This is a genomic window from Meiothermus sp. (assembly GCF_025056915.1).
In the GTDB taxonomy this organism is placed as follows: Bacteria; Deinococcota; Deinococci; order Deinococcales; family Thermaceae; genus Meiothermus.
In genome coordinates this window covers 1-23,751 of the sequence record NZ_JANWVH010000017.1, presented here as the reverse complement: position 1 = coordinate 23,751, position 23,751 = coordinate 1, and the positions used below count along the sequence as shown (strand labels likewise).

General features: G+C 63.1%; 18 protein-coding genes. 2 read left to right on the top strand and 16 right to left on the bottom strand.

What is annotated here, in order from left to right:
* Window positions 1–272 precede the first annotated feature (272 nt).
* The 7 genes from NZN28_RS04635 to NZN28_RS04605 form a co-directional block, all read right to left on the bottom strand.
* The gene (locus NZN28_RS04635; RefSeq protein ID WP_295395626.1) at window positions 273–2,990 is read right to left on the bottom strand and encodes a hypothetical protein; all 2,718 of its coding nucleotides are present in this window, start codon (window positions 2,988–2,990) and stop codon (window positions 273–275) included.
* A 141-nt stretch (window positions 2,991–3,131) separates the two neighbouring features.
* A complete protein-coding gene (locus NZN28_RS04630; protein ID WP_295395624.1) occupies window positions 3,132–4,379 on the bottom strand; it encodes a trypsin-like peptidase domain-containing protein in 1,248 nt (415 codons plus the stop codon).
* 58 nt (window positions 4,380–4,437) lie between these two features.
* Window positions 4,438–5,298 carry a formyltetrahydrofolate deformylase gene (purU, locus tag NZN28_RS04625; protein ID WP_295395622.1) on the bottom strand — a complete coding sequence of 287 codons (861 nt, stop codon included), beginning with the start codon at window positions 5,296–5,298 and terminating at the stop codon, window positions 4,438–4,440.
* Between the two features lie 207 nt (window positions 5,299–5,505).
* Window positions 5,506–6,768: a HAMP domain-containing sensor histidine kinase gene (locus NZN28_RS04620; protein WP_295395619.1), complete on the bottom strand. Its 1,263-nt coding sequence runs from the start codon at window positions 6,766–6,768 to the stop codon at window positions 5,506–5,508.
* A gap of 55 nt (window positions 6,769–6,823) precedes the next feature.
* The gene (locus tag NZN28_RS04615) at window positions 6,824–7,471 is read right to left on the bottom strand and encodes a response regulator transcription factor (RefSeq protein WP_295395617.1); all 648 of its coding nucleotides are present in this window, start codon (window positions 7,469–7,471) and stop codon (window positions 6,824–6,826) included.
* A 330-nt stretch (window positions 7,472–7,801) separates the two neighbouring features.
* Window positions 7,802–8,332, bottom strand: coding sequence for a TetR/AcrR family transcriptional regulator (locus NZN28_RS04610; protein WP_295395616.1), 531 nt, complete (start codon window positions 8,330–8,332; stop codon window positions 7,802–7,804).
* Between the two features lie 68 nt (window positions 8,333–8,400).
* Window positions 8,401–8,874 (bottom strand): hypothetical protein, encoded by a 474-nt coding sequence (locus tag NZN28_RS04605; protein ID WP_295395614.1) that lies wholly within the window; start codon window positions 8,872–8,874, stop codon window positions 8,401–8,403.
* Window positions 8,875–8,999: 125 nt separating this feature from the next.
* Between NZN28_RS04605 and NZN28_RS04600 the strand changes: the two genes are divergently transcribed.
* On the top strand, window positions 9,000–9,437 hold the full coding sequence (locus NZN28_RS04600; RefSeq protein ID WP_295395612.1) for a hypothetical protein: 438 nt from the start codon (window positions 9,000–9,002) through the stop codon (window positions 9,435–9,437).
* 394 nt (window positions 9,438–9,831) lie between these two features.
* Here NZN28_RS04600 and NZN28_RS04595 read toward each other — a convergent pair whose 3' ends face one another.
* The 8 genes from NZN28_RS04595 to NZN28_RS04560 form a co-directional block, all read right to left on the bottom strand.
* On the bottom strand, window positions 9,832–12,678 hold the full coding sequence (locus NZN28_RS04595; protein WP_295395609.1) for a CHAT domain-containing protein: 2,847 nt from the start codon (window positions 12,676–12,678) through the stop codon (window positions 9,832–9,834).
* A 68-nt stretch (window positions 12,679–12,746) separates the two neighbouring features.
* Window positions 12,747–14,774: a diguanylate cyclase gene (locus NZN28_RS04590; protein ID WP_295395608.1), complete on the bottom strand. Its 2,028-nt coding sequence runs from the start codon at window positions 14,772–14,774 to the stop codon at window positions 12,747–12,749.
* A 48-nt stretch (window positions 14,775–14,822) separates the two neighbouring features.
* Window positions 14,823–15,191 (bottom strand): hypothetical protein, encoded by a 369-nt coding sequence (locus tag NZN28_RS04585; RefSeq protein WP_295395606.1) that lies wholly within the window; start codon window positions 15,189–15,191, stop codon window positions 14,823–14,825.
* Between the two features lie 809 nt (window positions 15,192–16,000).
* Window positions 16,001–16,303, bottom strand: coding sequence for a non-heme iron oxygenase ferredoxin subunit (locus tag NZN28_RS04580; protein ID WP_295395604.1), 303 nt, complete (start codon window positions 16,301–16,303; stop codon window positions 16,001–16,003).
* 61 nt (window positions 16,304–16,364) lie between these two features.
* Window positions 16,365–17,699: a Fe-S cluster assembly protein SufD gene (sufD, locus tag NZN28_RS04575; protein WP_295395602.1), complete on the bottom strand. Its 1,335-nt coding sequence runs from the start codon at window positions 17,697–17,699 to the stop codon at window positions 16,365–16,367.
* 1 nt (window position 17,700) lies between these two features.
* Window positions 17,701–19,110 (bottom strand): Fe-S cluster assembly protein SufB, encoded by a 1,410-nt coding sequence (sufB, locus tag NZN28_RS04570; protein ID WP_295395601.1) that lies wholly within the window; start codon window positions 19,108–19,110, stop codon window positions 17,701–17,703.
* 30 nt (window positions 19,111–19,140) lie between these two features.
* The gene (gene sufC / locus NZN28_RS04565; protein WP_295395599.1) at window positions 19,141–19,899 is read right to left on the bottom strand and encodes a Fe-S cluster assembly ATPase SufC; all 759 of its coding nucleotides are present in this window, start codon (window positions 19,897–19,899) and stop codon (window positions 19,141–19,143) included.
* 129 nt (window positions 19,900–20,028) lie between these two features.
* Window positions 20,029–20,844 (bottom strand): pyruvate, water dikinase regulatory protein, encoded by an 816-nt coding sequence (locus NZN28_RS04560; RefSeq protein ID WP_295395597.1) that lies wholly within the window; start codon window positions 20,842–20,844, stop codon window positions 20,029–20,031.
* A 146-nt stretch (window positions 20,845–20,990) separates the two neighbouring features.
* Here NZN28_RS04560 and ppsA point away from each other — a divergent pair, with 146 nt between their 5' ends.
* Window positions 20,991–23,363: a phosphoenolpyruvate synthase gene (gene ppsA, locus NZN28_RS04555; RefSeq protein WP_295395595.1), complete on the top strand. Its 2,373-nt coding sequence runs from the start codon at window positions 20,991–20,993 to the stop codon at window positions 23,361–23,363.
* Between the two features lie 19 nt (window positions 23,364–23,382).
* Here ppsA and NZN28_RS04550 read toward each other — a convergent pair.
* Window positions 23,383–23,751, bottom strand: a 369-nt coding sequence (locus NZN28_RS04550; protein ID WP_295395593.1) for a helix-turn-helix domain-containing protein, incomplete at its 5' end; no start/stop codon positions are given.

Below are 23,751 nucleotides of genomic sequence, written 5' to 3'. Positions count from 1 at the left end.
AGTGCAGTTTCAGAACCCGTTTGACCTTTACCTGACGCCAAAACCCGCACCACCATCGCCGGGCAGCCGTTCGGTAAACTTCACGGAGAACACAGCGACTCCAGGGCACGTCTGAATTGCCCGCATCGAAAGTCAGGGCGTTTGAAGAAGTCTTGTTTGACCGACGGAGCTATCGCGCCCTACACAGACGTGGCCGCCCGTCCAGACGGCCATGGTTCTGTCCAGGACAAAGGACTCTTGCTGCCGGATGGCTCTATTTTGTGAAGAGCGCTCTACAACCCCGGCAAAATCAGGTTCAGGTAAAACCGGGGCCCCGACTCCCCTATCCCCTGGGCCCCTCCCAATGCCACGCTCGAGCCCGGCGCCAGGTAAAACAGGGTCAGGCCCAGCCGCAGCTCCGCGCCCAGCGCAAAACGCACTCGGTTCCAGTTCACAGGCGAGCCAGCCACCCCCGCGTCCACAAAGACCGAGAGGCTCAGGTCGTCAAAAAAGAGCGGCCAGTTGCCCAGCCCCCGCTCGATGCTCCAGGGCGGCAGGCGGTACTCCAGCGACCCCACCAGAGCCTGCTGCCCGCGCAGCTGGCCCGGCCCATAGCCCCGCACCGCCAGCACCGGCGCACTCCCCACCACCAGCGGCACGAAGCCCAGGTCGAAGGCGTCGAAGCCCAGGGGCGAGCTGGTCCAACCGCCCCCTACCCGCAATCCAATCAGGTGGGTGGCTTCCAGCGGCAGGCGGAACTGGAACCCCAGAGCCCCGCGCACACTGTAGCGCCAGTCCGGGCTGCCCTCCCGCACAAAGGCCGTCCCCACCGCGCTCAGACTGCTGCGCGCGCGAAACAGGTCGCTGGCGCTGCTGCTGGCCCCACTCAAGCGCACCGAGAAAGCGTGGGTGACGGTGTTCTGATTGGGGTCGAGGGCGGGCTCGAGCACATCTGTTCGCACGTACTGCAAGCCCAGGCTGCCCTGCGGCGACCAGAACGACGTGCCGATGCCCTGGGCATTATCGCGCCCCGAGCCCACAGCTTGCAGGGTGATGGGAAAACCCAAGCCCGCAAACTGGTAGGCTGCGTCGTAGAAAATCCCCCGAAGGTTGCTGTCGAACCCGGCCCCCACCGAGTAGGCGTGGATGCCCACCGGGTCGGAAGCCCCAAAGGAAACCCCCAAAAAAGCGTTCAGACCAAAGCCATCCACCCCCACCCCGGCCAGGGGCAGCCAGTACAGGGGGCGCAGGTAACGCAAGGGGTCGTAGCGCTGGCCCTGGGCGGGCCCGGCAGGCTCGAAGGGGGGCAGAGGCTCCCGCTTCAGCTCCACCCGCCTCCAGGCGCTGGGGTTGTAGGGCGTCTGGTAGAGGTTGTAGCCGGTTTCGTCGTAGCCGCTAAAGATAAGCTGCTGCTGGCTGTGCGAAAGGGTGGGCTGGTAGGCCCCGGTGAGCAGGTTGGTCACCTGGAAAACCGCGCCGTCCGCCAGGCGGTAGGCGTACAGGTTGTAAACCCGGTTTACATCGCTGCTGTAGATCACGTACTGGCCGTCGGGGCTGAAGACCGGGTCGCTGTCCACGTTTTGGTCCTGGGTCAGGGCCTCGAGGGCCCCGGTTTGCAGCACGTAGCGGTAGAGGTCTTGAAAGCCCCCCCGCCGCAAGAGCGACAGGATGAGCGACGCCCCATCGGGCGCGACCGCAAAAGAGTGAATCACCCCGTCCTGGAAGGGAAAACGCCGCAGCGGCTGGGTGCGCTCCAGCTCGATGAAATAGCGGGCTAGCTCGGTGGAGCCGTCCGGGGTGTTCTTGGCTATGAAGATGCTTTTGCCATCGGGAGCATAGCGGGCGTAGTAGACCCGCTCCCCTTTGGTCAGCTGCTTGACCCGGTCTTCCAGACGGTCGTACTGGTACAGGTCGCTGCCCACAAAATAGGGGCCGGCAGCGCGGCTGGCTGTAAAGAGCAGGTAACGCCCATCGGGCGACCACTGCGGGGACTGGGCCGGGCCGCTCAGCAGCTCGCGCTCGCGTTCGTTCACAATCAGGCGCAGCCCACTCCGCAGGGGCGAGGCGTGCGAATACACCAGACCATTGGCGGAGTCGGTGGCGCCCTCGCTGAAGAAGCCCAGGTGGCTGAGCTTTTGCACCGGGGTCAGGCCTGCGGCCCGGATGCGGGCGATTTCGTCCTGGAACTGGCCGGGCAGCCAGCGCACGAAGTCACTGTAAATCTGGTCGAGCGAGACCCCAAAGGCTTTCAGGAAGGGCTCGTTGAAGTCTTTGGTGGCCAGCATGCCCGCGTTGGCCTCGGTGAAGCGGCGGTAGGCATCCTCGCCGAAGCGCACCTCCAGGTACTGCACCAGCCAGGCGCTGTAGTTGTAGACCAGAAAGCCCAGGTAGGGCCAGCTTGACCTGCTGTAAGACTGGCGAATCTCGTCCAGGCTGGGAAACCGGCCCGAAAGCACCATCTGGCGCAGGGCCATGCGGGTTGTGGCGTCGTTCAGGCGCGACTCGCCCAGCTTCTTGTGCTTGAAGTAGAGCACCGTGCCTTCCACAAAGGGAAAGGGCTTGATGGCGCTTTGGGCGGGCAGTTGCCCGAAGATGCGGGTGCGGTCTTTGAGGGGGCCCCGCACCTGCGAGAGGTCGAACATGTGCGCCAGCTCGTGGAAGATGACCGTCTCCCACCAGGACGAAAGCCGGGGGTTGAAAAAATCCGAGCTGCGGAATTGCCCGGTAAAAATGCCCACCACGTTGTTGGCGGGGTTGGCGAAGCCGTTGAGCACGTCGCCCACATCCGAAAGCACAATGCTGATGCGGCCCGGCGGCTCCTCGAACTCGGTTTTGAGCAGCCGGTAGGCGTTTTCGGCGTGGATGGCGGCCTCGCTGGCCACGCGCTCGAGGCCTGTATGGTAGTGCAGGTCGAAGTGCTCGGTTTGCAGGGTAAACCACTGCCGGGTGGGGTCGAACTGGGCCAGGGCCCCCGCACAGACCAGCACCACAACCGCCAGGAAGCGCCTCATGGGCCTTAGTATAGGCAACCTGGACGAAAGCCAATGTGGGGCGCACGCCCCACGGCGCGAGGCCCGTGGGGCATGGGTCAAATCCGGGGTTTGGCCGCCTTTTCGGCGCGATTATCTGGCGGTGGAGCCCCTAGCCAAGGGCTAGCGAATCACCTGCGGCACCACCCGCACCTCGCGGGTCTGGCCATCCCGCCAGACCTTCAAGTTCACGGCCTCGCCCTGCTTTTTAGAGAGCAGCACCGCCCGCAGGTCGTTGATGTTGGTGATGGGGTTGCCGTCGGCCTCGAGCAGGATATCGCCATTGACCCCCAGCTCGATCACCTGCCCGGTGCGAAGCTGAAGCTGCACCGTGCGGGTCGCGGGCCGCAAGCCCGCCCGCTCGGCGGGGCCGCCCCGCTCAACCTGCTGAATCATCAGGCCGGTATCCGGCAGCCGGTTCTGGCGGCGCACGTTCTCGGGGTACTCGCCCATCGAGAGGGCCGAGAGGGTCACGCCCAGCCGGGGTCGGGAGCGCAGAATTTCCTCGGCGGTGATATCCTTGCCGGCCTTGAGGTCGGCCAGGTACTGCTTGGCCAGGTTGATGGGAATGGCAAAGCCGATGCCCGCCGACTGCGCGCTGCCAAAAGCCCCGGTGGTGCTGTAGATAAAGGTGTTGATGCCAATGACCTCGCCGCGGGAGTTGAGCAGCGGCCCGCCCGAGTTGCCGGGGTTGATGGCCGCGTCGGTCTGGATCACGGTGGGCACGAACGCGCCCTTGCCGCTCCCGCTGCCGTCGTTGGGGTTGCGCCGGATGGCCGAGACAATGCCCTCGGTCACGGTGAACTCGAGCCCAAAGGGGTTCCCCATGGCAATGGCCTTCTGCCCCACCCGCACCTGATCGGAGTCGGCCAGGCGCATGGGCTTGAGCCGATCGCGCGGGGCCTGCACCCGGATCAGGGCCAGGTCCAGCGGCTCGGCGCGGCCTACGACCCGGGCAGGGTAGCTTTTGGGGTCGTTGTGAAAGCGTACCGTGATCTGGTCGGCCCCCTCGATGACGTGGTAGTTGGTCAGGATCAGACCCTCCTGGTCGAGCACGAAGCCCGAACCCGAGCCCTCCTGCGGCTGGGGCTGCAAAAACGGCGAGAAAAAGCCAAAGTCGCGCCCGGCCTGGGGGGCACTGCGCACCGCCACAAACACCACCCCATCCCCGCTGCGCTGCACCACCTCCACGGTGTTGCGTTCGTTCTCCAGCAAGGCTCGGTTCTGGTCAAGCGATGGCACCTGGGCCTGCGCCTGCGGCTCGCTCGAGGCCGGGAGTGGGCTCTGGCTCTTGCTCAGGTTGAACCAGGCCACCCCTCCGCCTATGGCCAGCAGAAGTCCCAGGGCAATCGAAGCAGTTCTCATAGACATCTCAAAAACCTCCTTCCCCCAGTGTAGCTAAGCACGGTGAAGACGGTGTGAAGTGCAATTATGAAAACACCACGGTTTTGTTGCCGTACACGATGATGCGGTCTTCTAAGTGCCACAGCACCGCCCGAGCCAGCACGGTACGCTCCAAATCCCGCCCCAGCCGTACTAGCTCGGCCACGTCGTGACGGTGCGAGACTCGAGCCACATCCTGCTCAATGATGGGCCCCTGGTCGAGTTCCTCGGTCACGTAGTGGGCGGTGGCCCCGATAATCTTCACGCCCCGCGTGTAAGCCTGTTTGTACGGATTGGCCCCCACAAAAGCGGGCAAGAACGAGTGGTGGATGTTGATGATTTTGTTGGGGTAGCGGGCCACAAAACCGGCGGTCAGAATCTGCATGTAGCGGGCCAGCACCACCAGGTCGGAGCCCTCGAGCAGCTCCAGCATCTTCGCCTCGGCTTCCTCTTTGCGGTCTTTGTCTACCGGCACAAAATGGTAGGGAAGGCCGAAGCGCTCGACCTCCGGGCGCAGGTCGTCGTGGTTGGAGATGACCTGGGTGAGCCGGCAGGGCAGTTCCCGGTTGCTGTGCCGCCACAAAAGCTCGAGCAGGGCGTGGTCGTATTTGGAAACCAGGATGGCCACCTTTTTTAAGTCGGCGGCGTAGGCGATGCGCCAGTCCATCTCGAAGCGGGCCGCCACCCGCTCGGCGAAGGCTTTTTCCAGGATTTCCCTCGAGACATCGAGGTGCGGGGTCTGAAACTCCAGCCGCATGAAGAAAAGCCCCCCTTCGGGGTCGGTGGAGTGCTGGTCGAGGGCGGTGATGTTGGCCCCGTGGTTGAAGAGGAAATTCGAGACCGCGGCCACAATGCCGGGCCGGTCGGGGCAGGTAATTAGAAGCCGCGCGGTGGTATCGGTCTGCATCCCGGCCTCAGGCTAAGGGCTGAAGGCCCAAAGCTCAAGGCGGGGCGGGCCTGGGAACCCCAAAGGATGAACGCCGGGGGTTTATTCCCAATCTCCCAGGGCCGAATCAGCCAGGGGCTTGGGAAAACCAGCGCACACCCTCCTGCTTCAGCCAGTGGGGGTTTGGCATTGCGGGCCGGGGGCTCCGCAGTTGAAGGTGGAAGTCGGTCAGGGTGGCCTGGCCCCCGGCAACCAGACCCCGACCCGGGCCCCTCCATCCGGGCGATTTTCGGCCCGCACCGTTCCCCCCAGTACCCGCGCCACCGCCGCCACCAGGGCCAGGCCCAGCCCCACCCCATCGCTCGGGTCGTGCTTGACAAAGGCCTCGAAGGCCCGGGGCAGCACCTCGGGTGCAAAGCCGGGGCCCCGGTCACAGGCCCACAGCCAGAGGCCATCCTGGGCCGGCTCGAGCACCCACTTTTCCAGGCCGCCGGCGTGCTTCTGGGCATTCTGGAGAAGGTTTTCAAGCACAATCGAGAGCAGCCTGGGTTCGGCCTCCACCCACCCGCTTCCCTCAACCTGCACGCCGGATGGCTCGAGGAAACCCCTCAAGTCCAGGGGCTGCGCTGGAACCCGACCCTGCCCTTCCAACCGGGCCAGGGTCAGCAAACCCTCCAGCAGCGACTCCATGCGACCTGCCTCGCGCAGGGCGCCTTCGGCGGCCCTGGGTTCCTCGGGCCGGCGCTGCAACACCTCCAGATACCCCTTGAGGGCCGTCAGGGGGTTGCGCAACTCGTGCGAAGCCCCATAGGCGAAGCGCCGGGCCGCCTGCTCCTGCACCCTGAGCCGGTGCAGGGCGGTCTTGAGTTCGGCCATCAGGGCGTTCATGGCCTGGACCGCCGGGCGGGCCTCGGGCAGCCGGGGGGCTGGGAGCGGCTCGAGGTTTTCCGCACTGCGCCGGGCCAGCTCGCGCGAAACCGTGTCCAGCGGGCGCAGCGAGCGGGAAAGGCCCCAGGCCCCTACCGCAAACGCCAGCAGGGCCAGCACCCCGCCAATCCCCAGATAGGCCCGGAGCAAGCGCTGGGGTAGGGCGGCCACTTCCTCCAGCGGCGTGCCCAGGCCCAATCCCCCCTCCTCGCCGGGCAGGGCCACCCACAGCCAGTTGTTTTGAATCTGGCGGAAGCTCTGGCCCCGAGCCAGCGCCTGCTCGAGGCCCTCGGGCAGCGCATAATCGCCCAGGTCGGTATAGGCGATGCGGCCCTGGGCGCTCAGGATAAACCCCACCCCGCCGAACTCCTGCACCACCTGGGCCAGATCCTGAATGCGCACCCGCCCCTGGCTCAACAGAAAACCAAGCCTGGAGAGGGCCGCCCGCTCGAGGGTCTCCTGCACGGTGCGCTGGGCCTGCTGCACGGTCAGACCCCCCAGGGGCACCAGGAGCAACCCCAGGGCCAACAGAAGCCACAAAAGGAGGCGTAGGCGCAGGGTCATGGGAAAAAGTTGGGGTGCCGGGGATCGGGGCCAGCAGTCGGCCCGGAAGCCTGCATCATTTCTTCAGGATATAGCCGTGCCCCCGCAGCGTGTGCAGCAGCGGAGGCTCGCCCAGCGCCCGCCGCAACGCCGAAAGGTGCACCTCGAGGGTGTTGGGCTCGACCTCATCGCCCCAGACCCGCTGCATCAGGGTTTCCTTGGGCAAAAGGTGCTCGGGGTGCTCCAGAAAACACTGCAAAAGCTGGAGGGCCTTGGGTGAGAGCTCCAGTGGCCGCTCCCCCCGGCGGGCCTCCATCCTGCGCGGGAAAACGCGTACATCGGCGTAGGAGAGCACCTCCTCGTCGCGCTTGCTGCGGCGCAACAGGGCCTCGAGGCGGGCCACCAGCTCGGCCAGGGCGTAAGGCTTGACCAGGTAATCGTCGGCCCCTTCACGCAAGCCCTTGACCCGCCACTCCACCTCATCCAAGGCGGTCAGCATCAGCACCGGCACCGCACTGACCCTGCGAATTTCGCGCAGCACCCCGAATCCATCGCCCCCCGGCAGCAGCACGTCCAGCACCACCAGATCCGGGCCCTCGGCCAGCCGGCGCAACCCCTCCGAACCACTGGCCGCTTCGAGAACCCGGTAGCCCTCGAGTTCCAACCCCAGACGCAACGCCTCACGCACCCCTCTATCGTCTTCGATTAGCAGCACCAGGGCCATGGGCCTATTCTGGCAGACTCCGGCTGGAAAGGAGCCTGGAGCGCTCTTCGCATATTGTGAGCCACTCGAGTCCGCGAAAACTTTGTCCTGAACAGAGCAGTGGGCCTGGATGGGCAGCCTCGCCTGTGAAGCGCGCGACCCGCGGGCAAAGGCCCAGGCGCGGTTCGCAGGCCGCCAAATCCAGGTCAAGTCCCCTCACCCGGCCCACCCCCGCTCTCTCCAGCATCGCTACCGGTATGACCACACGCTCCGCGAGGGAAAAGCAGGTCGGGAGCCAATGTCTGGAGGTCGGCCCATCCGGCAGCCCGAACCACAGGCGCCCCAATAGCCTTACCCTGGCAACCCCCGCACAAACAGCTCGACCCCCTCCTGCACAAGCCCTTCCGCCGAGAAGCCGGGCATGTGCTGGGCGGTCATGTAGGCCCCATGCACAATGGAGGCAAACACCACCGCCAGCGCCCTCCCGTGTCCGGGCGCCGCTTCGTCCAGAACCCTGGCGAGTTGCTCAATGCCCCGCCGCATCGCTTCTCGAGCCAGCTGTACCGCCTCCTGATCGCCGCCCCGGCGGCTGGAGTGGGCGGTCATGAGGGCGGTCAGCGGTTCTACCTGCCCCCGGTAGGCCAGGGCCATGGCCATCAGGCGTTCGCGCAGGGTACCGGGTCGCGAAAGCGCCCGTTGGGTTTCCTGGAAACCCTCCTCAAGCAAAGCCTCCAGCAAAGCCCGCTTGGAGGCGAAGTGGTGGTACACCGCCGCTTTGCTCAAACCCAGGGTTCGGGCCAGGTCTTCCAGGCTGGTTGCAGCATACCCGCGCTCTGCAAACGCTTTGCGGGCCTTTTGCAAAAGCGCCTGACGGGTGTCCATTTCGCTACAGCCTACGACCCTTTTTTCCTACCCTGGTGTAGCTCCCGCAACAGAAATCCAGGGCCGTCTCAAAAAAGGTAGTTGACCCCGAAGCGAATCTGGATTCCGAACGCCGTTCCGTAAATGCCGGTGGCATCGCTGGCCAGATAGAGGGTCGGAACCGCTTCGGCAAACAAACCCGCGTCGCTGGCGGTGCTGTAGTTGATGCCGGCCAGACCCCGAATGCCAAAAAAGTTCAGGGCGCCCAGGCCCACCCAGTTACCCCCAAATCCCCCGTAGGGCAGCAGCCGACCCGCCCCAAACGGCAGCAAAAAGTCGGCCCCGAGTTCCAAAAAGTTGGGGCTCACCCCAATCCCCACATTGGCCCTGGCCCCATAGCCTCCGCCAAAGTTGTAGCTGCCCGCCTGGAGCATCAGGCTGGTGAGGGGGGTGCCCTCCACCCACTGAAACACCAGGCTGGCCCCGGCAAACGGCTTGGAGCTTTGGGCACAGGCCACCAGGCCCCAGCCCAGCAGCAGCAATACCGCGATTTGTTTACTCATATTTTCACATTGTATTTGAGATTTCCCCTGAAAGCGGCGCAACCATCGGAGCCCAAAAGTTACATAAAGGTTTGATTAGCCTGCCCTAAGATTTTCCAGAAGCCTGGCTCCCTAAACTACTCGGTATGGGCTTTGGCTATTGGGCCATGTTGCTGCTTCCTCTGCTCCTGGCAGCCTGTGGTGGTCAGGGCGTCCTGCGGCCACCCGGCTCGTCTCCACCCCCCACCCCACCGCCAACCAATACCTTTGAACTGAGCAACGACCCCTTCACGCTCAACCGGGGCGGCAGCGCTACGCTGACGGTGCAGGTGAAGTTCAACTCGAGCGAAATTACGCGGGTTCGACTGGAGTTCCAGCCCAACACCCTCCGGGTTCTGGGTTCACCCAGGGAACAGGATGTGGTGCGCGGCAGCAGCAACGTTCAAACGGCCCAGTTTACCATCACGGATGGCGGCATTGACCCGCAGGAGAAAAAGCCTTTTTTCTACATCTACGGTAAAGCCTGTACCAACAACAACTGCAATCAGCAGAAGAGTATCGTGGTTCAGTGGGCCATGCCTTAGTATGGTGTCGCAAAAAAATGCCCGTTCAAACCCCCCGCATGGCGAGCAAATCAAGTCAATACTCGCTCTGTTCTCCCCCGACCTTGTAGGGAAGGCCAGGTGGGGTGGCTGACCTGCCCCCCCATGTATTCATGTGAATTGAGGGCCTTGGCATAAACCCTCCCCAACCCTCCCTACGCGGTAGGGAGGGGGTTGAGGGCTATCAGGCTTCTGTGAGCGTGTATGGGTATCTTTACGACTGTGTACTTATCGCGCGCATCACAGACGTGGCCGCCCACGAAAGCGACAATGCGTACGGGCCGAGACGCATGTTCTCGAGTTTACCGGCGGCCACTGTTCTGTTCAGAAACAGGCTTTCTCGAACTCGCATGGCTCGTAATATGCGAAGAGCGCTCTATATCTGCACGGTGCGGTGTGAGTCGCCCGTCACGGTAAAAGCAGACCAGAAATAGGGGTTGGGGAACTCCTGGCGCAATGCCAGCTGGGCCTCGCGCAGAGCCGCAGCAACCGACATTCCGGCCCGCAGGTTGGTGTAGAGGGTGGTCATAAATTTGGCGGTTGCATCGTCGCGAACCGGCCACAGGCTGCCTACTAAACACGGCGTCCCCGCATACAGGAAGCCCCGTGCCAGGCCCATCAATTCGTCACCGCTGGCATGCTTGGCCAGGCCGGTCTCGCAAGCCGAGAGTACGACCAGCTCAGCCCCCAGGCGCAGGTTGTAGAGGTCGCGGGCCGCCAGCCAGCCGTCCGCCATGCGCAGCCCGGAAAACATAGGGTTGTCGGGCCTGAAGGCCCCGTGGGTGGCAATGTGCAAGACCTCGGCCTGGGGGGCTATAGCGAAGAAGTTTTGCAGGGTGGCCGCCTCACCCACAAACTTATGCGGCGTCTGGGCAATCTGGCTGATTTGCTCCACTTCCTGGATGGCCTGGGGAATGTTCTCGAGCGGCACCCCAAAAGCGACCAGCGAGCCTGGGTGGTGCCGAACGCGTTTGCGGCACAAGGCATACACGGCGGCACTGGGCGAGAGGGAGATCTCGGCACGGTCGAGCAGGTACTGCTGGCCATCATACAGGGCCGCGAAGGGCACCGCATGAAGCACCCCGTGCGGGACAATGATGAGGGACTGGCCCGAGAGTTCAAGCGGCAGAGGTTCTATGAGCACCCGGTAGAGGGCCTGGAGCTGGTCGTTGACCGAGCGCTTCAGGGCCTCCTCGCCATAAATTTTCAGCATCATGCCGCCCTGAGCGACCCGGCTGAGGAAGAACTCGAGCTGTTCGACGTGCTGCTGAACCTGCTCGAGGCTGCCGAGTCCTCGGACCACCTCGACCTCTTCCCCCTTCACCACAAAAGCCATCAGACCCTGGGGGGTGTGGAAGTACTCGAGCAGGATGGTGCCAGGCTCGAGGATTTGCAGCAGCTCATGCAGGCGGGGCTCCTGCACCTGTTCGATCATGACGATTTCGGGTTGCAGGCGCTCGAGCTCGCGGATAAGCAGCGTGACCCGTTCCTCGAGGGCCACCATTTTTTCCCAGTTGCTGCCGCGGGTACCTGCTGCCGATTCGGCTTCCATGGCCAGAAAGTGCTGGTTGAGCTCCTGGCGGGCCTGGGCAAGCTCCTGTTGCAAGCGCTCGACCTCGGGGTCGTCCGACCTGCGCGGGCTTTCGCCCCCCCGGGCCAGCAGATCCACCAGGGCCCTTGATTTGGCGCGTTCGGCGTATTCAAAAGCTTCCCGGGCGCGCTGGGTGTCCAGCAACAGATCGACCAGGTCGCCATAGACGCCCAGCTTGTCGCCCAGGTAAGCCGACTTGAACTCATCCACGCTGAGGCTGGCCCGCACCCCTTCGAGGCGCTCGATGGCCCGTTTGAAGTGCAGTTCGGCGGCCTGGGTACGGTTCTCGAGCAGGGCTATCTGGCCGCGCAAGCGCTCGATGCGAATGGTGAGGTCCGGAATGCCCAACCCCACCGCCAGCGAAGCCGCCTCTTCCAGATAGCGCTTGGCCTCGGGACGGTTGCCCAGGTCCAGCAGGGCTTCGGCCATCACGCTCAGCCCCAGGGCCTTGGCCGAGGGCACCTCGCCCAGGGCCTCGATGGCCCGCCCCGCAACCAGCACCGCCTGCTCGAGGGCAGCAATCTGGCCCTGGCGCCCCGACTCCAGAAACAAGGAGGCCACCGAAACATCCACCAAAGCCGCCTGGATGACGTTTTGCAGCGAGAGCCAGCCCTCCCGCGCACGCTCCAGGGTGTGGCGGGCCTCCTCGAGCTTGCCCTGTTTGGCCTGGGCGCTGCCCAAAGTGGTCAGGGCCTCGGCCTGCTCCATCTGCATCCCCCGCGCCGCAAAAACCTCCACCAGCTCCTGGGAGAGCTTGCGGGCCTCGGTCAGCAGGTTGAGATCGAGGTGGATGCGGGCCTCCTCGAGCTGCGCAAACGCAGCGTTGGGGTTCCCATCGAGCCTGCCGTACATGGCCCGTACCCGGCTCAGAAGGTCGAGGGCCTGGTTCAGGCGGCCTTCCTTGCGGTAGAGCAGGGCCAGATTCACGCTGTTGCCGATAAAGTCTTCGGTCAGGTTGTGGGTGCGAAAAATCTCCAGGGCGGTCTGGTAATGGGCCACGGCCTCGCGGTAGCGATCCTGGGCCTCGTAGATGAGGGCCAGGTTGCCGTGGGCCTTGCCCTGACCGACCACATCCCCTACCCTGGAGAGTTGTTCCAGGGCATATTTGATGGCCCCTTCGGCCTCGAGCATCCGGCCTGCGCGGTAGTGAATGATGCCGATATTGATGCTCACCAGCGCAGCATCGCGGAACAGGCCCAGCCGGACAAAAGCCTCACGGGTTTCTTCGGCCAGGGCCAGCGCACCGTTCATGTCGCCCATAACGGCCAGCGCCTGAATCTGGCGCATTCCCGCCCGGGTTGCATCTTCTTTGTATCCGAGCCCCAGCAGCCCCCTGCGGGCCTCTTCATACATCGGGATGGCCTCGGCGAAATTGCCGCGCACGGTCAGGCCCACCGCGTAGGCCCACAGGGCCAGCGGACGGGCCCTGGCGTCCTGAACGTGGGCTGCGGCCTCGACCGCGCGCTCCCCAGCCAGCAGGGCCCGGGCAGTATCCACATCCTTTTGGTTGTCTACTTCAGCTTTGAGAACTTCAATCAAATCTATCGCTGGCGCAGCCTGCTCTAAACGCGCCAGCCGCTTGAGCGGGTCGGGCTCGTCCAGCAGGTATAGGGCCAGGTCAGCGGTGTTCATAGCATTAACGCCTAAATGCTAGCGAAAAAATGTAAAAAAACAAAATCGAGGTGGCAAATCGCCCATGTCTAAGCGGCCAAATCTTCACCTAGATAAGACTGAATGGAGCGCAGAGCTTCGACCACCTCGGGGTCGAACCGGCTCGGAGCTTCTCTTGCAACATAATCCAGCGCTTCCTCGACGCTCAGGGCAGCCCGCTCTTTCACCGGTTGCAGGGCTTCAACAAAATGCCGGGCCACCTGCAGTATACGTGCAACCCTGGGAATGGGCTCGCCCGACAGGGCCAGGGGTTGATCCCTCCCGTCCCAATGACCCTGTGCCAGTATCAGCATCCGGGCTGCTTCCCGCAGCAACATCTCAGGCATCTGCACATCGGGGGTGGTTCCAATTTCGCCAAGCGCGGTTTGAAGCAGGTAGCAACTCGCTTGCAAAACCCGTTGCTCGTCCGGCCTCAATTGCAACGCCTCGGCCAGACGACGGGCCAGCCGGAACAGAGGGGTCTCAAGCTCAAGCATGAACTCTGACTTCTCCAGACCCTGGGTCAACAGCGGGGTGCGATTCTTGCGCTGGGCTTTGTCCTTGTACATCTGATCGTCGGCCAAGCGCCACAGGCTTTGGATATCCGGCACCTCGGTCGGATAGACCGCATAGCCCAGGCTAACCCTCAAGAAGGTGCTGTCTGATACACGAATATCCTCCAACAAGGCCCGGTAGCGCTCCGCCGTGCGGGCCGGGTTGAGGGTGCTGGGGCCTTCGATGATTAGGGCGAATTCATCGCCCCCCAGGCGGTACGCCCGGTCGCCCGCTCGAGCCCTCGAGCGCAGCACCCCGCCCAGCCGCACCAGGACGTGATCGGCATGGACGTGGCCATAGGTATCGTTGATGGCCTTGAATTCATCCAGGTCGAGCAGCACCAGCACCACCACGCGGCCATTGTCACGGCTGGCCAGCTTTTCCAAGTCGCGCTCGAAGGCCCGCCGATTGCCCAGCCCGGTCAAGGGATCGGTGAAGGCGGCCCAGGCCAGCTCCCGCCGCAAAGTCCACTCGACCCGCACCACCCCAATAGCCGCCACCATATCGCCGAGAAGTTCCTGGGTCTGGGCATCGGGCAGCCAGTGTTGCTGGGTACTGAAGAGCAGCAAGGCACTGGTCTCGCTGCTCTGCCGCAGGATGGGCAGGATGAACAGGCTCCGTAGCCCCGCCTCCAGCAACTCCGGGCGATGGGCGGGATACAGGTCGTAGCGGGGAATGCCCACCTGTTGTCCACCGCGCAGGCGCTCCCCTAGCTGGCGGGTAATCGCTGCTTCTACAGGCAGCCCCGAGCCCCAGCCCGCCTGGGCAATGGTGCGAATGGCGTGCCCTTCGAAGGCGATCAGGCGGGCGCCTTCGGCCCCCGAGAGGCGGGTGGCTTCCTCGAGGGCATCCTGTAACGCTAGCTCGAGGGGCTGCTCGTGCGGAACCCGCAACAAGGCGTTAATGGCCGACAGCCACAACGACCGGCGCTCGGCTGCCTCGCGCAGGTACACTTCGCGCAGGATGGGCGCCACACCGGCCATAAACTGGGCAACCCAGTCCACCTCCGCCGGGCCCAGGCTTCGGGCAGGCCCGTACAGGTGCAGAACGGCCCACACCTGCCGATTGGCCACCAGCGGCAGGGTCAGGTTGTGGGCTGGCTCCGGGCTCGAGAGTTCCTGTCTGGTGGCGCGTGTGCTCAGCACCCGTTGCAGCACATGCTCCTCGCTGTCGAGGTGGGCCCGCCCACCCAGCCAGTCTTCGGATGAACCCCGATAGGCCATCTTGAGGGAGGATTCCGTGACCGCCTCCAGGCCCTCGAGGGCGGCTTGGGGCACCCCTCGAAAAGCCTGCATGCTAAAGCGGTTCTGAGCGTCCCGTACCCATAAAAAAGCCTGTTCAACCCCGGGCAGTTCGCGCAGCAATTCCTCCAATCCCAGCTCGAAGGCCTGGGCAGCGCCTCCGGCAAGCAAACGGTCTATCAGTTGGGTCGAGACTGCCTGCGGCCCTGGGGCCTGGCCCGCCTTGGCCTCCAGCGGCACTCGAGCCAGACGCAAACGACGGGGAGGGCGATCCTGGGACATAGCCAAACTCTCCAGGCCCAATGCGCTACCTATCCCCGAGAACCTGCATCAGTACACATCCACCGAGCGCACCACAAAGTGCTGCTCACCAAGACTCATCTCGAGGTGGTAAACCCCCGTAGCCGGCACCGGCAGACGAAACATCCCCGAAGCGCTCAACTCCACTTCCTGCAACACCCCCCCATCGCAGGTCATCAAGCGGGCCTGGCCGCTGCTCTGGGTCGGTGTGACCAGCTTGCCTATCAGCAGGGGTTCCGTGCCCTCGACCTTGAGGCTCAGGTCAAGGTAGTGTTTATCCACCTTGTACAGCCTGCTCCAGGATCCGTTAACGCTGTGGTTTCGGACGGCACGCAAAGCATTGCGCGAATCCATGACCAGGATGGCCTCGCGGCGGATAGGTGTTTTATCGGTGATCATGGCATTTTCTCCTTATATAGATGGGCCCAGCAACTGAGACCCACAGTAGGAGAAACTCTGGGCCAAGGGCGTGTAAATGACCGTTACGTGGCGCAAAAATGCTTAATCAAAGGCCCCTTTTCGTTACGCCAATGGATCGGCATTTGGCCGACAACCTCCTGAATACTCCCTACCCAACACGTTTTTTTGACTTAACGCCCCCCGAAGTATCGGTCTAAACCATGGAGGGCCCAGCAGGCAGAGGGGAAACAGGCTTCTTACAGGAATGCATCACTTGGCTGTGAATGAAACCAAAGGGAAGCTGCACTTTGCACCTGCTCCAGGCGTGCAGGAAAGGCAAAGCACGGGTAGAAGAGAGGCTGGTGGTGGGTCTCCCCCTGCCCCCAAATCCTTGTCTTCTGCCCAACCACCCCTCCCGTGTGCAGAGAGTTCAAGCGATGGAATGACAGCCCTGATGTTACCTTGTCGCATAAAAGCCCGTACAACCCCACCCGCATGGCGAGCGAATCAAGTCAATCTTAGCCTGCACTCGCTCTGTTTTCCCCCGACCTTGCAGGGAAGGCCAGGCGGGGTGGCTGACCCGGCCCTCCATGCAATCATGTGAATTGAGGGCCTTGGCATAAACCCTCCCCAACCCTCCCCACGCGGTAGAGAGGGGGTTGAGGGCTATCACGCTTCTGTGAGCGTGTATGGGTTTTGAGGCTGTGTAATATACGCAAAATAGCGCATTCTCAACGAACCATAAGGCCCAAATGCAGGGCCATCAAACAGAAAAACGGCCCTCGAGGGGCCGCTTTCCCGGGGTTTTGTTATACCTCGAGCCAGACCTGCCCTGCTTCGAGCTTGGTCTTGTAGGCCTTGACCGGACGCGGGGCGGGCAGGGTGGCCTTGCCGGTGCGCAGGTTGAAGCGGGCCCCATGACGGGTGCACTGGATGGTCTCGCCCTCAACCGGGCCATCCGAGAGGGGGTTCTTGTCGTGGGTGCAGATGTCGGCGATGGCAAAGACTTCCTCGCCGGTGTAAAAGAGGAGCACCGGGGTTTTTTCGCCCTGCACCCTGACCACCAGGCGGCCATTCCGGAACTCGTCGAGGGTTGCAACCGGAATCCACATAAGCAAGCCAAAAACGGAGGGCCAAAAGGTAGGTTTCCAGCTTTCGGCCCTCCGCTTTGAACTACACCCTGACCTTCTCCTCGATGATGCTCTCGATGTACTGCCGCAGCGGCTCGATGGGGATGCGGGTCAGCACATCGGTCATGTGACCCTTGACCAGAATCTGCTGGGCCATGTGGCGCGGCAGACCCCGGCTCATCAGGTAAAAGAGCTCCTCGGGGGCCACCGGCGCGGTGGACGAGCCGTGGGAGCACTTCACATCGTTGGCGCCGATCTCGAGTTGCGGCACGCTATCGCTGCGCGCGTCGGCGGAGAGGAGCAGGTTGCGGTTGGTCTGGTAGGCATCGGTCTTCTGGGCGCCCGGCTCCACTTTGATGAGCCCCGCATACACGGTGCGGCTCTGGTCTTTGGCCGCGCCCTTGTAGAGCACATCCGAGTAGGCGTGGTCGGCCACGTGGTGCTGCAAGGTGTAGTGGTCCACGTGCTCGAGCCCGGTGGTGAAGTACAGGCCCAGCATCTCGGAGGAAGAGCCCGGCCCCAGCATCTCCGACTGCACCTCGGCCCGGCTCAGGGAGGCCCCCATGTTGACCACCAGGTCGTTCAAGGCCGCGTCGCGCTGGAGATGCGCCCGCTGGCGGTGGAAGTGATAGAAGCCCTGGCCCAAAAGCTGGATGTGGGCGTGGCGCACCTTGGCCCCGTCGCCCACGATGATCTCGGTCGAAGAGGTGTTCACCGAAGGGGCCACCTTGGCCGGTGAGATGTACTCCTCGATGTACACCGCCTGGCTGTTCACATCGCCCACAATCAGGGTGCGCGAGGCTGAAAGCTGGCCGCCCTCCAGGTACTTGAACACCCCGATGGGCTTGCTGAACTCCACATTCCTGGGGATGTACAAAAACACCCCGTGGGTGAAGAGGGCCGCATTCAGGGCAGGAATTTTGGAGTTCTCGGGGCGGTTTTGCTGGGTGCCGACCAGATCCGACCAGTTCACCGCCCTGAACAAATTTTCCTCGACCAGCCTGGGGTGCCGGGCCATGGCTTCGTGCAGGCTACAGAGGATCACGCCTTGCTCCCGAAGGGCCTCGGGCAGCTCAACGTGCACCAAGTCGGCGCCCACAAAGACCGCGTAGCCCGAGAGCTGGGCCTGGGCCAGGCGGTCTTGCACGGCCTGGGGGATGGCCCGGGGCTGGCCGGTGGGCAGCTCGAGGGAGAGTTCCTCGAAGGGCACCTCGGTGATGTCGGTGTACTTCCACTCCTCGGTGCGGGGGGTGGGATAGGGCAGCCTGGCAAAGGTCTCCCAGGCCAGCAGGCGCTTGGCCCGGAGCCAGTCGGGTTCGCCCAGCTTGCTGGAGACCTGCAAGATTAGGTCGCGGGAGAGGGTTGAGGTCAGTTCCACGTTAGCCCACCGACCCTTCCATCTCGAGCTCGATCAGCCGGTTCAGCTCGACGGCGTACTCGAGCGGCAGCTCCTTGGCCACCGGCTCGATGAAGCCCCGCACGATCAGCGCCGCCGCTTCGTCCTCGGGCAGGCCCCGGCTTTGCAGGTAGAAGATCTGCTCGTCGTTCAGGCGGCTTACGGTGGCCTCGTGGCCCACGGTGGCGGTGTCGTCTTCAATTTCCATGTAGGGGTAGGTGTCGGTGCGGGACTCCTCGTTGATGAGGAGCGCATCGCACTCCACGTTCACCTTGACGTGCTTGGCCCCTTCGTACACCTTAATGAGACCCCGGTAGCTGCTGCGGCCCGCACCTTTGGAGATGCTCTTGGATACGATGGAGCCGCCAGTATGCGAGGCCGCGAAGATGAGCTTGCCCCCGGCATCCTGGTGCTGGCCCGTATTGGCAAAGGCAATCGAGAGGATGTCCGAGCGGGCCCCCTCCTCGACCAGGTAGCTGGAGGGGTACTTCATGGTCACCTTGGAGCCCAGGTTGCCGTCCAGCCACATATGGTAGGCGTCTTTCTTGACCAAAGCCCGCTGGGTCACCAGGTTGTACATGTTGTGCGACCAGTTCTGGATGGTGGTGTAGCGGCTCTTGGCCCCCTGATTGACCACAATCTCGATCACCCCGGAGTGGAAGGAGTCGGTGGTGTAGGTGGGGGCCGTGCAGCCCTCGATGTAGTGCACCTCGGCGCCCTCGTCCACCACGATGATGGTGCGCTCGAACTGGCCCAGCTCGGCGGTGTTGACCCGGAAGTAGGCCTGCAAGGGCAGCTCGACCTTGACCCCCTTGGGCACATACACAAAGCTCCCACCCGACCAGACCGCCGAGTTGAGGGCGGCGTACTTGTTGTCCTCGGGGGGAATCACGGTGGCGAAGTACTCGCGGAAGAGGTCTTCGTGGTGCTTGAGCCCTTCCTCGATGGAGACGAAGATTACCCCCAGGCGCTGGAGTTCCTCGCGCACCTGGTGGTAGACCATCTCCGAGTCGTACTGCGCGCCCACCCCGGCCAGCACCTTGCGCTCAGCCTCGGGGATGCCAAGTTTCTCGTAGGTGCGGCGAATCTCCTCGGGCACCTCGTCCCAGCTCCGGGCGTCGCGCTTTTCGGTGGGCTTGGCGTAGAAGTAAATCTCGTCCATGTTGAGGCCCGAGAGGTCGGCCCCCCAGGTGGGCACCGGCTTGGACTGGTAGATTTCCAGGGCCTTCAGGCGGAACTGAAGCATCCAGGCCGGCTCGTCCTTGTGGTAGCTGATGGCCTCCACCACGCGCCTCGAGAGGCCCTTCTCGGCCTTCCAGACCGGCTGAACCTCGTCCACAAAGCCGTACTTGTATTCATTGCCAATGTCTTCAACCAGGATGTTTTCGGACATGTTTGCTCCCTTGAGGGGCCAGGGGCCCCATTAGCTGGCGGTTGCGGCCAGTTCCTTGACCCAGTCGTAGCCCTGTTCCTCGAGCCTCAGGGCTAGCTCCGGGCCACCCGAGGTCACGATGCGCCCATCAATCATCACGTGCACCGCATCCGGCACGATGTAGTTCAGGAGACGCTGATAGTGGGTAATCAAAAGCGCGCCGAAGTTGGGGCCCCGCATGGCGTTCACGCCCTTGGCCACTACCTTCAAAGCGTCAATATCCAGGCCCGAGTCGGTCTCGTCCATGATGGCGTAGGTGGGCTCGAGCACCATCATGTGCATAATCTCGTTGCGCTTCTTTTCGCCGCCCGAGAAGCCATCGTTGAGGTAGCGGGTCAAGATACTCTCGTCCCACTCGAGGGTCTTCAAGGCCTTCTGCAGCTTGCCGTAAAACTCCATCATATTGACTTCGCCGCCCTGCTTGGCCTGCAAAGCCAGGCGCAGGAAGTTGGCGTTGGAGACGCCCGGCACCTCGACAGGGTACTGGAAGGCCAGAAACAAGCCTTTGCGCGCGCGTTCATCGGCTTCCATCTCGAGGATGCTCTCCCCATCCATCAGGATGTCGCCCTTGGTAATCTCGTAGCTGGGGTCCCCAGCGATGATCTTGCCCAGGGTGCTTTTGCCGGCCCCGTTGGGCCCCATGATGGCGTGAATCTGCCCCTTGGGCACAATCAGGTTGACCCCGTTCAGGATGGTTTCGCCATCCACGATTCTGGCGTGCAGGTTGCGGATTTCCAGTTGGTTGACCATGCTTCTCCCCTTTTTTTGGCGTTCCGACTCTTACTGCGAATCACTCGCAATAAGAGTATAGGTTTTGTTCCCCAGAATGTATAGTAGTTTAGTCGGGATTCTCCGACCCGGCTCACAATCTCCCTTCAATCAGGCGAAGCGCCGCTGCAAGCCAGCCGACTGCACAATGTTGGCGGCTATTTCCTCGATGGAGGCACTGGTGGTGTCGAAATAGCGAATCCCCACCCGCCTGAAGAGCTGCTCGGCCCGGCGCACCTCATACTCGCACTGCTCAACCGAGGCGTAGCGACTGCCCGGCTTGCGCTGGGTGCGAATCTGGCTGAGCCGCTGGGGATGAATGGTCAGACCGAAGATTTTGTTCTTATAGGCCCGAATGGGTTCGGGCAGGGTTTCTCGTTCAAAATCGTCCTCGGCCAGGGGGTAGTTGGAGGCCCGCAGGCCGTACTGCATACCCAGAAAGAGGCAGGTTGGGGTCTTGCCGGCCCGGCTGACCCCCACCAGAATCACATCGGCCATCTGGTAGTAGCGCTCCCCCAGGCCATCGTCGGTGGCCAGGGCAAAGTCCACCGCGTCAATGCGGGTGAAGTAGTTGTTGTCGCTCACGCTGTGCAGCCGCCCCACCCGCCCGGTGGGGGGCTGGCCGAGCTCGCGCTCCAGTTCCCCCAAATAGCTGCGAAACAGGTCAAAATGCAGGGCAGGGGCTGTTTTGAGCTGGTCGTTTAGCACTGGATTGGCCAGCGTGGAGAAAACAATGGGCCTGACCCCTTCCCGCTCAAAAATTGAGTTAATTTCGTACACCAGCCCATAAACCTCTTCTTCGGTGTTGGTAAAGGGCCGCGTTACATAGCGAAACTGCACAGCCTCAAACTGGGCCAGCAGGCTCCTGGCCACCGACTCCGCGGTCAGGCCGGTGTGGTCTGAGACGATAAAAACCGTTCGTTCCATGGTTTTCTCCGCAAAGCCCCTCCATAACAGTGTAGTTTATGTGTGTAGCGACTATTACACAGAAGTCTGGGGCATACCTACACCAAAACCGACCCCTCCTTTCTGCTCCCCACTCAAACTACCATCAACTGCAACGAGGTGCGCTTATGGCTTATATCCGCTGGTTCGAAACGCTGGGCATGAAGGACCTGGAAGTGGTCGGGGGCAAAAACGCCTCCATCGGGGAGATGTTGGCCAACCTTTCCCAGGCCGGGGTGCGGGTTCCGGGGGGCTTTGCTACCACGGCGGAGGCCTTCCGGGAGTTCCTGCACCACAACCGGCTAAGGGAGCGCATCCATGCGGCCCTGCACCAGCTGAACATCGAGGATGTGGACGAGCTGGCCCGCGTAGGGGCCGAGATTCGGGGCTGGGTTGAGCAGGCCGAACTACCCAAAGCCCTAGAAGTAGCCATCGTAGATGCCTACATTCGCCTCGAGTCCGCCTCTCCGGGCGGACTTTCCGTTGCAGTGCGCTCCAGCGCCACCGCCGAAGACCTGCCCGAGGCCAGCTTCGCCGGTCAGCAGGAGACCTTCCTGAACGTGAAGGGCATCGAGAGCGTGCTTTTGCACATCAAGAAGGTCTTTGCCTCGCTCTATAACGACCGGGCCATCGCCTACCGCGTCCACCACGGCTTCGCCCACGAGGAGGTCGCACTCTCGGCGGGGGTGCAGCGCATGGTGCGCAGCGACCTGGGCGCGAGCGGGGTGGCCTTCACCCTGGACACCGAGTCGGGCTTCCGCGATGCGATTTTCATCACCTCGAGCTACGGGCTGGGCGAGCTTCTGGTGCAGGGAGCGGTCAACCCGGATGAGTTTTACGTCTACAAGAAGGGTCTGGCAGAGGGGCGCAACACCATCCTGCAGCGCACCCTGGGCAGCAAGCTGCAGAAGATGGTTTACGCCGGGGAGGGGCGGGGGGTTCAGGCCATCGAGACCACTCTGGCCGAACGTCGTTGCTTTTCCATCGGCGATGCCGAGGTGCTCGAGCTGGCCAGGCAAGCCCTGCTGATTGAGCAGCACTACGGACGGCCCATGGACATCGAGTGGGCCAAAGATGGTCTGGACGGGCAAATCTACATATTGCAGGCCCGCCCCGAGACCGTGCAGAGCCGGGCCAACCGGGTGATTGAGCGTTTTGAGATGAAGGAACGGGGCACGGTGCTGGTCACGGGCCGGGCGGTAGGTCAACGGATTGGGGCCGGCCCGGTACGGGTCATCCAGCACCCCCGCGAGATGAACCGGGTGCAGGAGGGCGATGTCCTGGTGGCCGACATGACCGACCCCGACTGGGAGCCGGTGATGAAGAAGGCCGCGGCCATCGTGACCAACCGGGGCGGGCGCACCTGCCATGCGGCCATCGTGGCCCGGGAGCTGGGTATTCCCGCGGTGGTGGGGGCCGCCGGGGCGACCGAGGTACTCAAGGATGGGCAGACGGTCACGGTCTCCTGCGCCGAAGGGGACGTGGGCCGGGTCTACGAGGGCAGCCCGCGCTTCGAGATGCAGCGCATCGAGCTCGACAAGATGCCCCCCATCCCCACCAAAATCATGATGAACGTGGCCTCGCCCGAGCGGGCCTTTAGCTTTGCCAACCTGCCCAATGCCGGGGTTGGGCTGGCTCGGCTCGAGTTCATCATCAACAACACCATCGGAATCCATCCCAAGGCCCTGCTGGAGTTCGACCAACTCCCCGAAGACCTCAAGGAAGCCATCCGCCAGCGCACGGCGGGCTACGAGAGCCCGGTGGCCTTCTACCGCGAAAAGCTCGCCGAGGGTATCAGCATGATTGCTGCGGCCTTTGCGCCCCACCCGGTGATTGTGCGCCTGTCGGACTTCAAGTCCAACGAGTACGCCCACCTGCTGGGCGGCAGCCGCTATGAGCCCAAGGAAGAAAACCCTATGATTGGCTTCCGCGGGGCCTCGCGCTACCGCTCGCCTGAGTTTGCCGAAGCCTTTGCCCTGGAGTGTGCGGCCATCCGCGAGGTGCGCGAAACCAAGGGCCTCCAGAACGTGTGGGTCATGGTGCCCTTTGTGCGAACGGTCAGGGAGGCCCAGGCGGTGCTGGAAATCCTCAAAAACAACGGCCTCGAGCGGGGCAAGGACGGGCTCAAGATTGTGATGATGTGTGAAGTGCCGTCCAATGCGATTCTGGCCGAGCAGTTCCTGGAGCTTTTTGACGGCTTCTCAATCGGCTCCAACGACCTCACCCAGCTTACCCTGGCCCTCGACCGCGACTCGGGCCTGGTGGCCGAGCTTTTCAACGAACAAGACGAAGCCGTTAAGTTCTTGCTCTCCCACGCCATCCAAACCGCCAAGAAAATGGGCAAGTACATCGGCATCTGCGGCCAGGGCCCTTCCGACCACCCCGAGTTTGCGCTGTGGCTGGTGGAGCAGGGCATCGAGAGCATCTCGCTCAACCCCGACAGCGTGCTCGAGACCTGGCTCTACCTGGCCGAGGGGCAAAGGGAAAAGGTAAGCGGCTAAACCGCCCGAGCTGCGCTGTTCATCCAGCCTGCGAGGCAACCAGCCCACCTTGCTCCCGCAGCCTGGCGGCATCCCTGGAGGGAGGCGCACCGAAGAAACGGCGGTATTCTCGGGTAAATTGAGAAAGGCTCGCGTAGCCCACCTCTCGCGCCACCTGCACCACAGAAAGTCCATCCAAGAGGAGCTTTCGCGCTTCCTGCAAGCGCAGGGCTTTCTGGTACTGCAACGGGGTTAGGGAGGTTACGCGCTTGAAGTGCTCGTAAAAAGCGCTTTCGCTCATGTGGGCCAGCCGGGCCAGGGCCCGCACATCCAGGGGCTCGCGGAAGTGAACCCGGATGTGGTTAGCGGCCCGGGCAATCCGGCGCAGGTGGGGGTCCAAAAGGTTGAG

What these genes read in the sequence shown, in the direction of transcription:
- NZN28_RS04635 (WP_295395626.1), bottom strand. Translation starts at nt 2,990, where the DNA reads ATGAGGCGCTTCCTGGCGGTTGTGGTGCTGGTCTGTGCGGGGGCCCTG.
- NZN28_RS04600 (WP_295395612.1), top strand. Translation starts at nt 9,000, where the DNA reads ATGGGCTTTGGCTATTGGGCCATGTTGCTGCTTCCTCTGCTCCTGGCA.
- NZN28_RS04620 (WP_295395619.1), bottom strand. Translation starts at nt 6,768, where the DNA reads ATGACCCTGCGCCTACGCCTCCTTTTGTGGCTTCTGTTGGCCCTGGGG.
- NZN28_RS04585 (WP_295395606.1), bottom strand. Translation starts at nt 15,191, where the DNA reads ATGATCACCGATAAAACACCTATCCGCCGCGAGGCCATCCTGGTCATG.
- NZN28_RS04630 (WP_295395624.1), bottom strand. Translation starts at nt 4,379, where the DNA reads ATGTCTATGAGAACTGCTTCGATTGCCCTGGGACTTCTGCTGGCCATA.
- NZN28_RS04580 (WP_295395604.1), bottom strand. Translation starts at nt 16,303, where the DNA reads ATGTGGATTCCGGTTGCAACCCTCGACGAGTTCCGGAATGGCCGCCTG.
- NZN28_RS04560 (WP_295395597.1), bottom strand. Translation starts at nt 20,844, where the DNA reads ATGGAACGAACGGTTTTTATCGTCTCAGACCACACCGGCCTGACCGCG.
- NZN28_RS04615 (WP_295395617.1), bottom strand. Translation starts at nt 7,471, where the DNA reads ATGGCCCTGGTGCTGCTAATCGAAGACGATAGAGGGGTGCGTGAGGCG.
- NZN28_RS04590 (WP_295395608.1), bottom strand. Translation starts at nt 14,774, where the DNA reads ATGTCCCAGGATCGCCCTCCCCGTCGTTTGCGTCTGGCTCGAGTGCCG.
- NZN28_RS04605 (WP_295395614.1), bottom strand. Translation starts at nt 8,874, where the DNA reads ATGAGTAAACAAATCGCGGTATTGCTGCTGCTGGGCTGGGGCCTGGTG.
- sufC (WP_295395599.1), bottom strand. Translation starts at nt 19,899, where the DNA reads ATGGTCAACCAACTGGAAATCCGCAACCTGCACGCCAGAATCGTGGAT.
- purU (WP_295395622.1), bottom strand. Translation starts at nt 5,298, where the DNA reads ATGCAGACCGATACCACCGCGCGGCTTCTAATTACCTGCCCCGACCGG.
- ppsA (WP_295395595.1), top strand. Translation starts at nt 20,991, where the DNA reads ATGGCTTATATCCGCTGGTTCGAAACGCTGGGCATGAAGGACCTGGAA.
- NZN28_RS04595 (WP_295395609.1), bottom strand. Translation starts at nt 12,678, where the DNA reads ATGAACACCGCTGACCTGGCCCTATACCTGCTGGACGAGCCCGACCCG.
- NZN28_RS04610 (WP_295395616.1), bottom strand. Translation starts at nt 8,332, where the DNA reads ATGGACACCCGTCAGGCGCTTTTGCAAAAGGCCCGCAAAGCGTTTGCA.
- sufB (WP_295395601.1), bottom strand. Translation starts at nt 19,110, where the DNA reads ATGTCCGAAAACATCCTGGTTGAAGACATTGGCAATGAATACAAGTAC.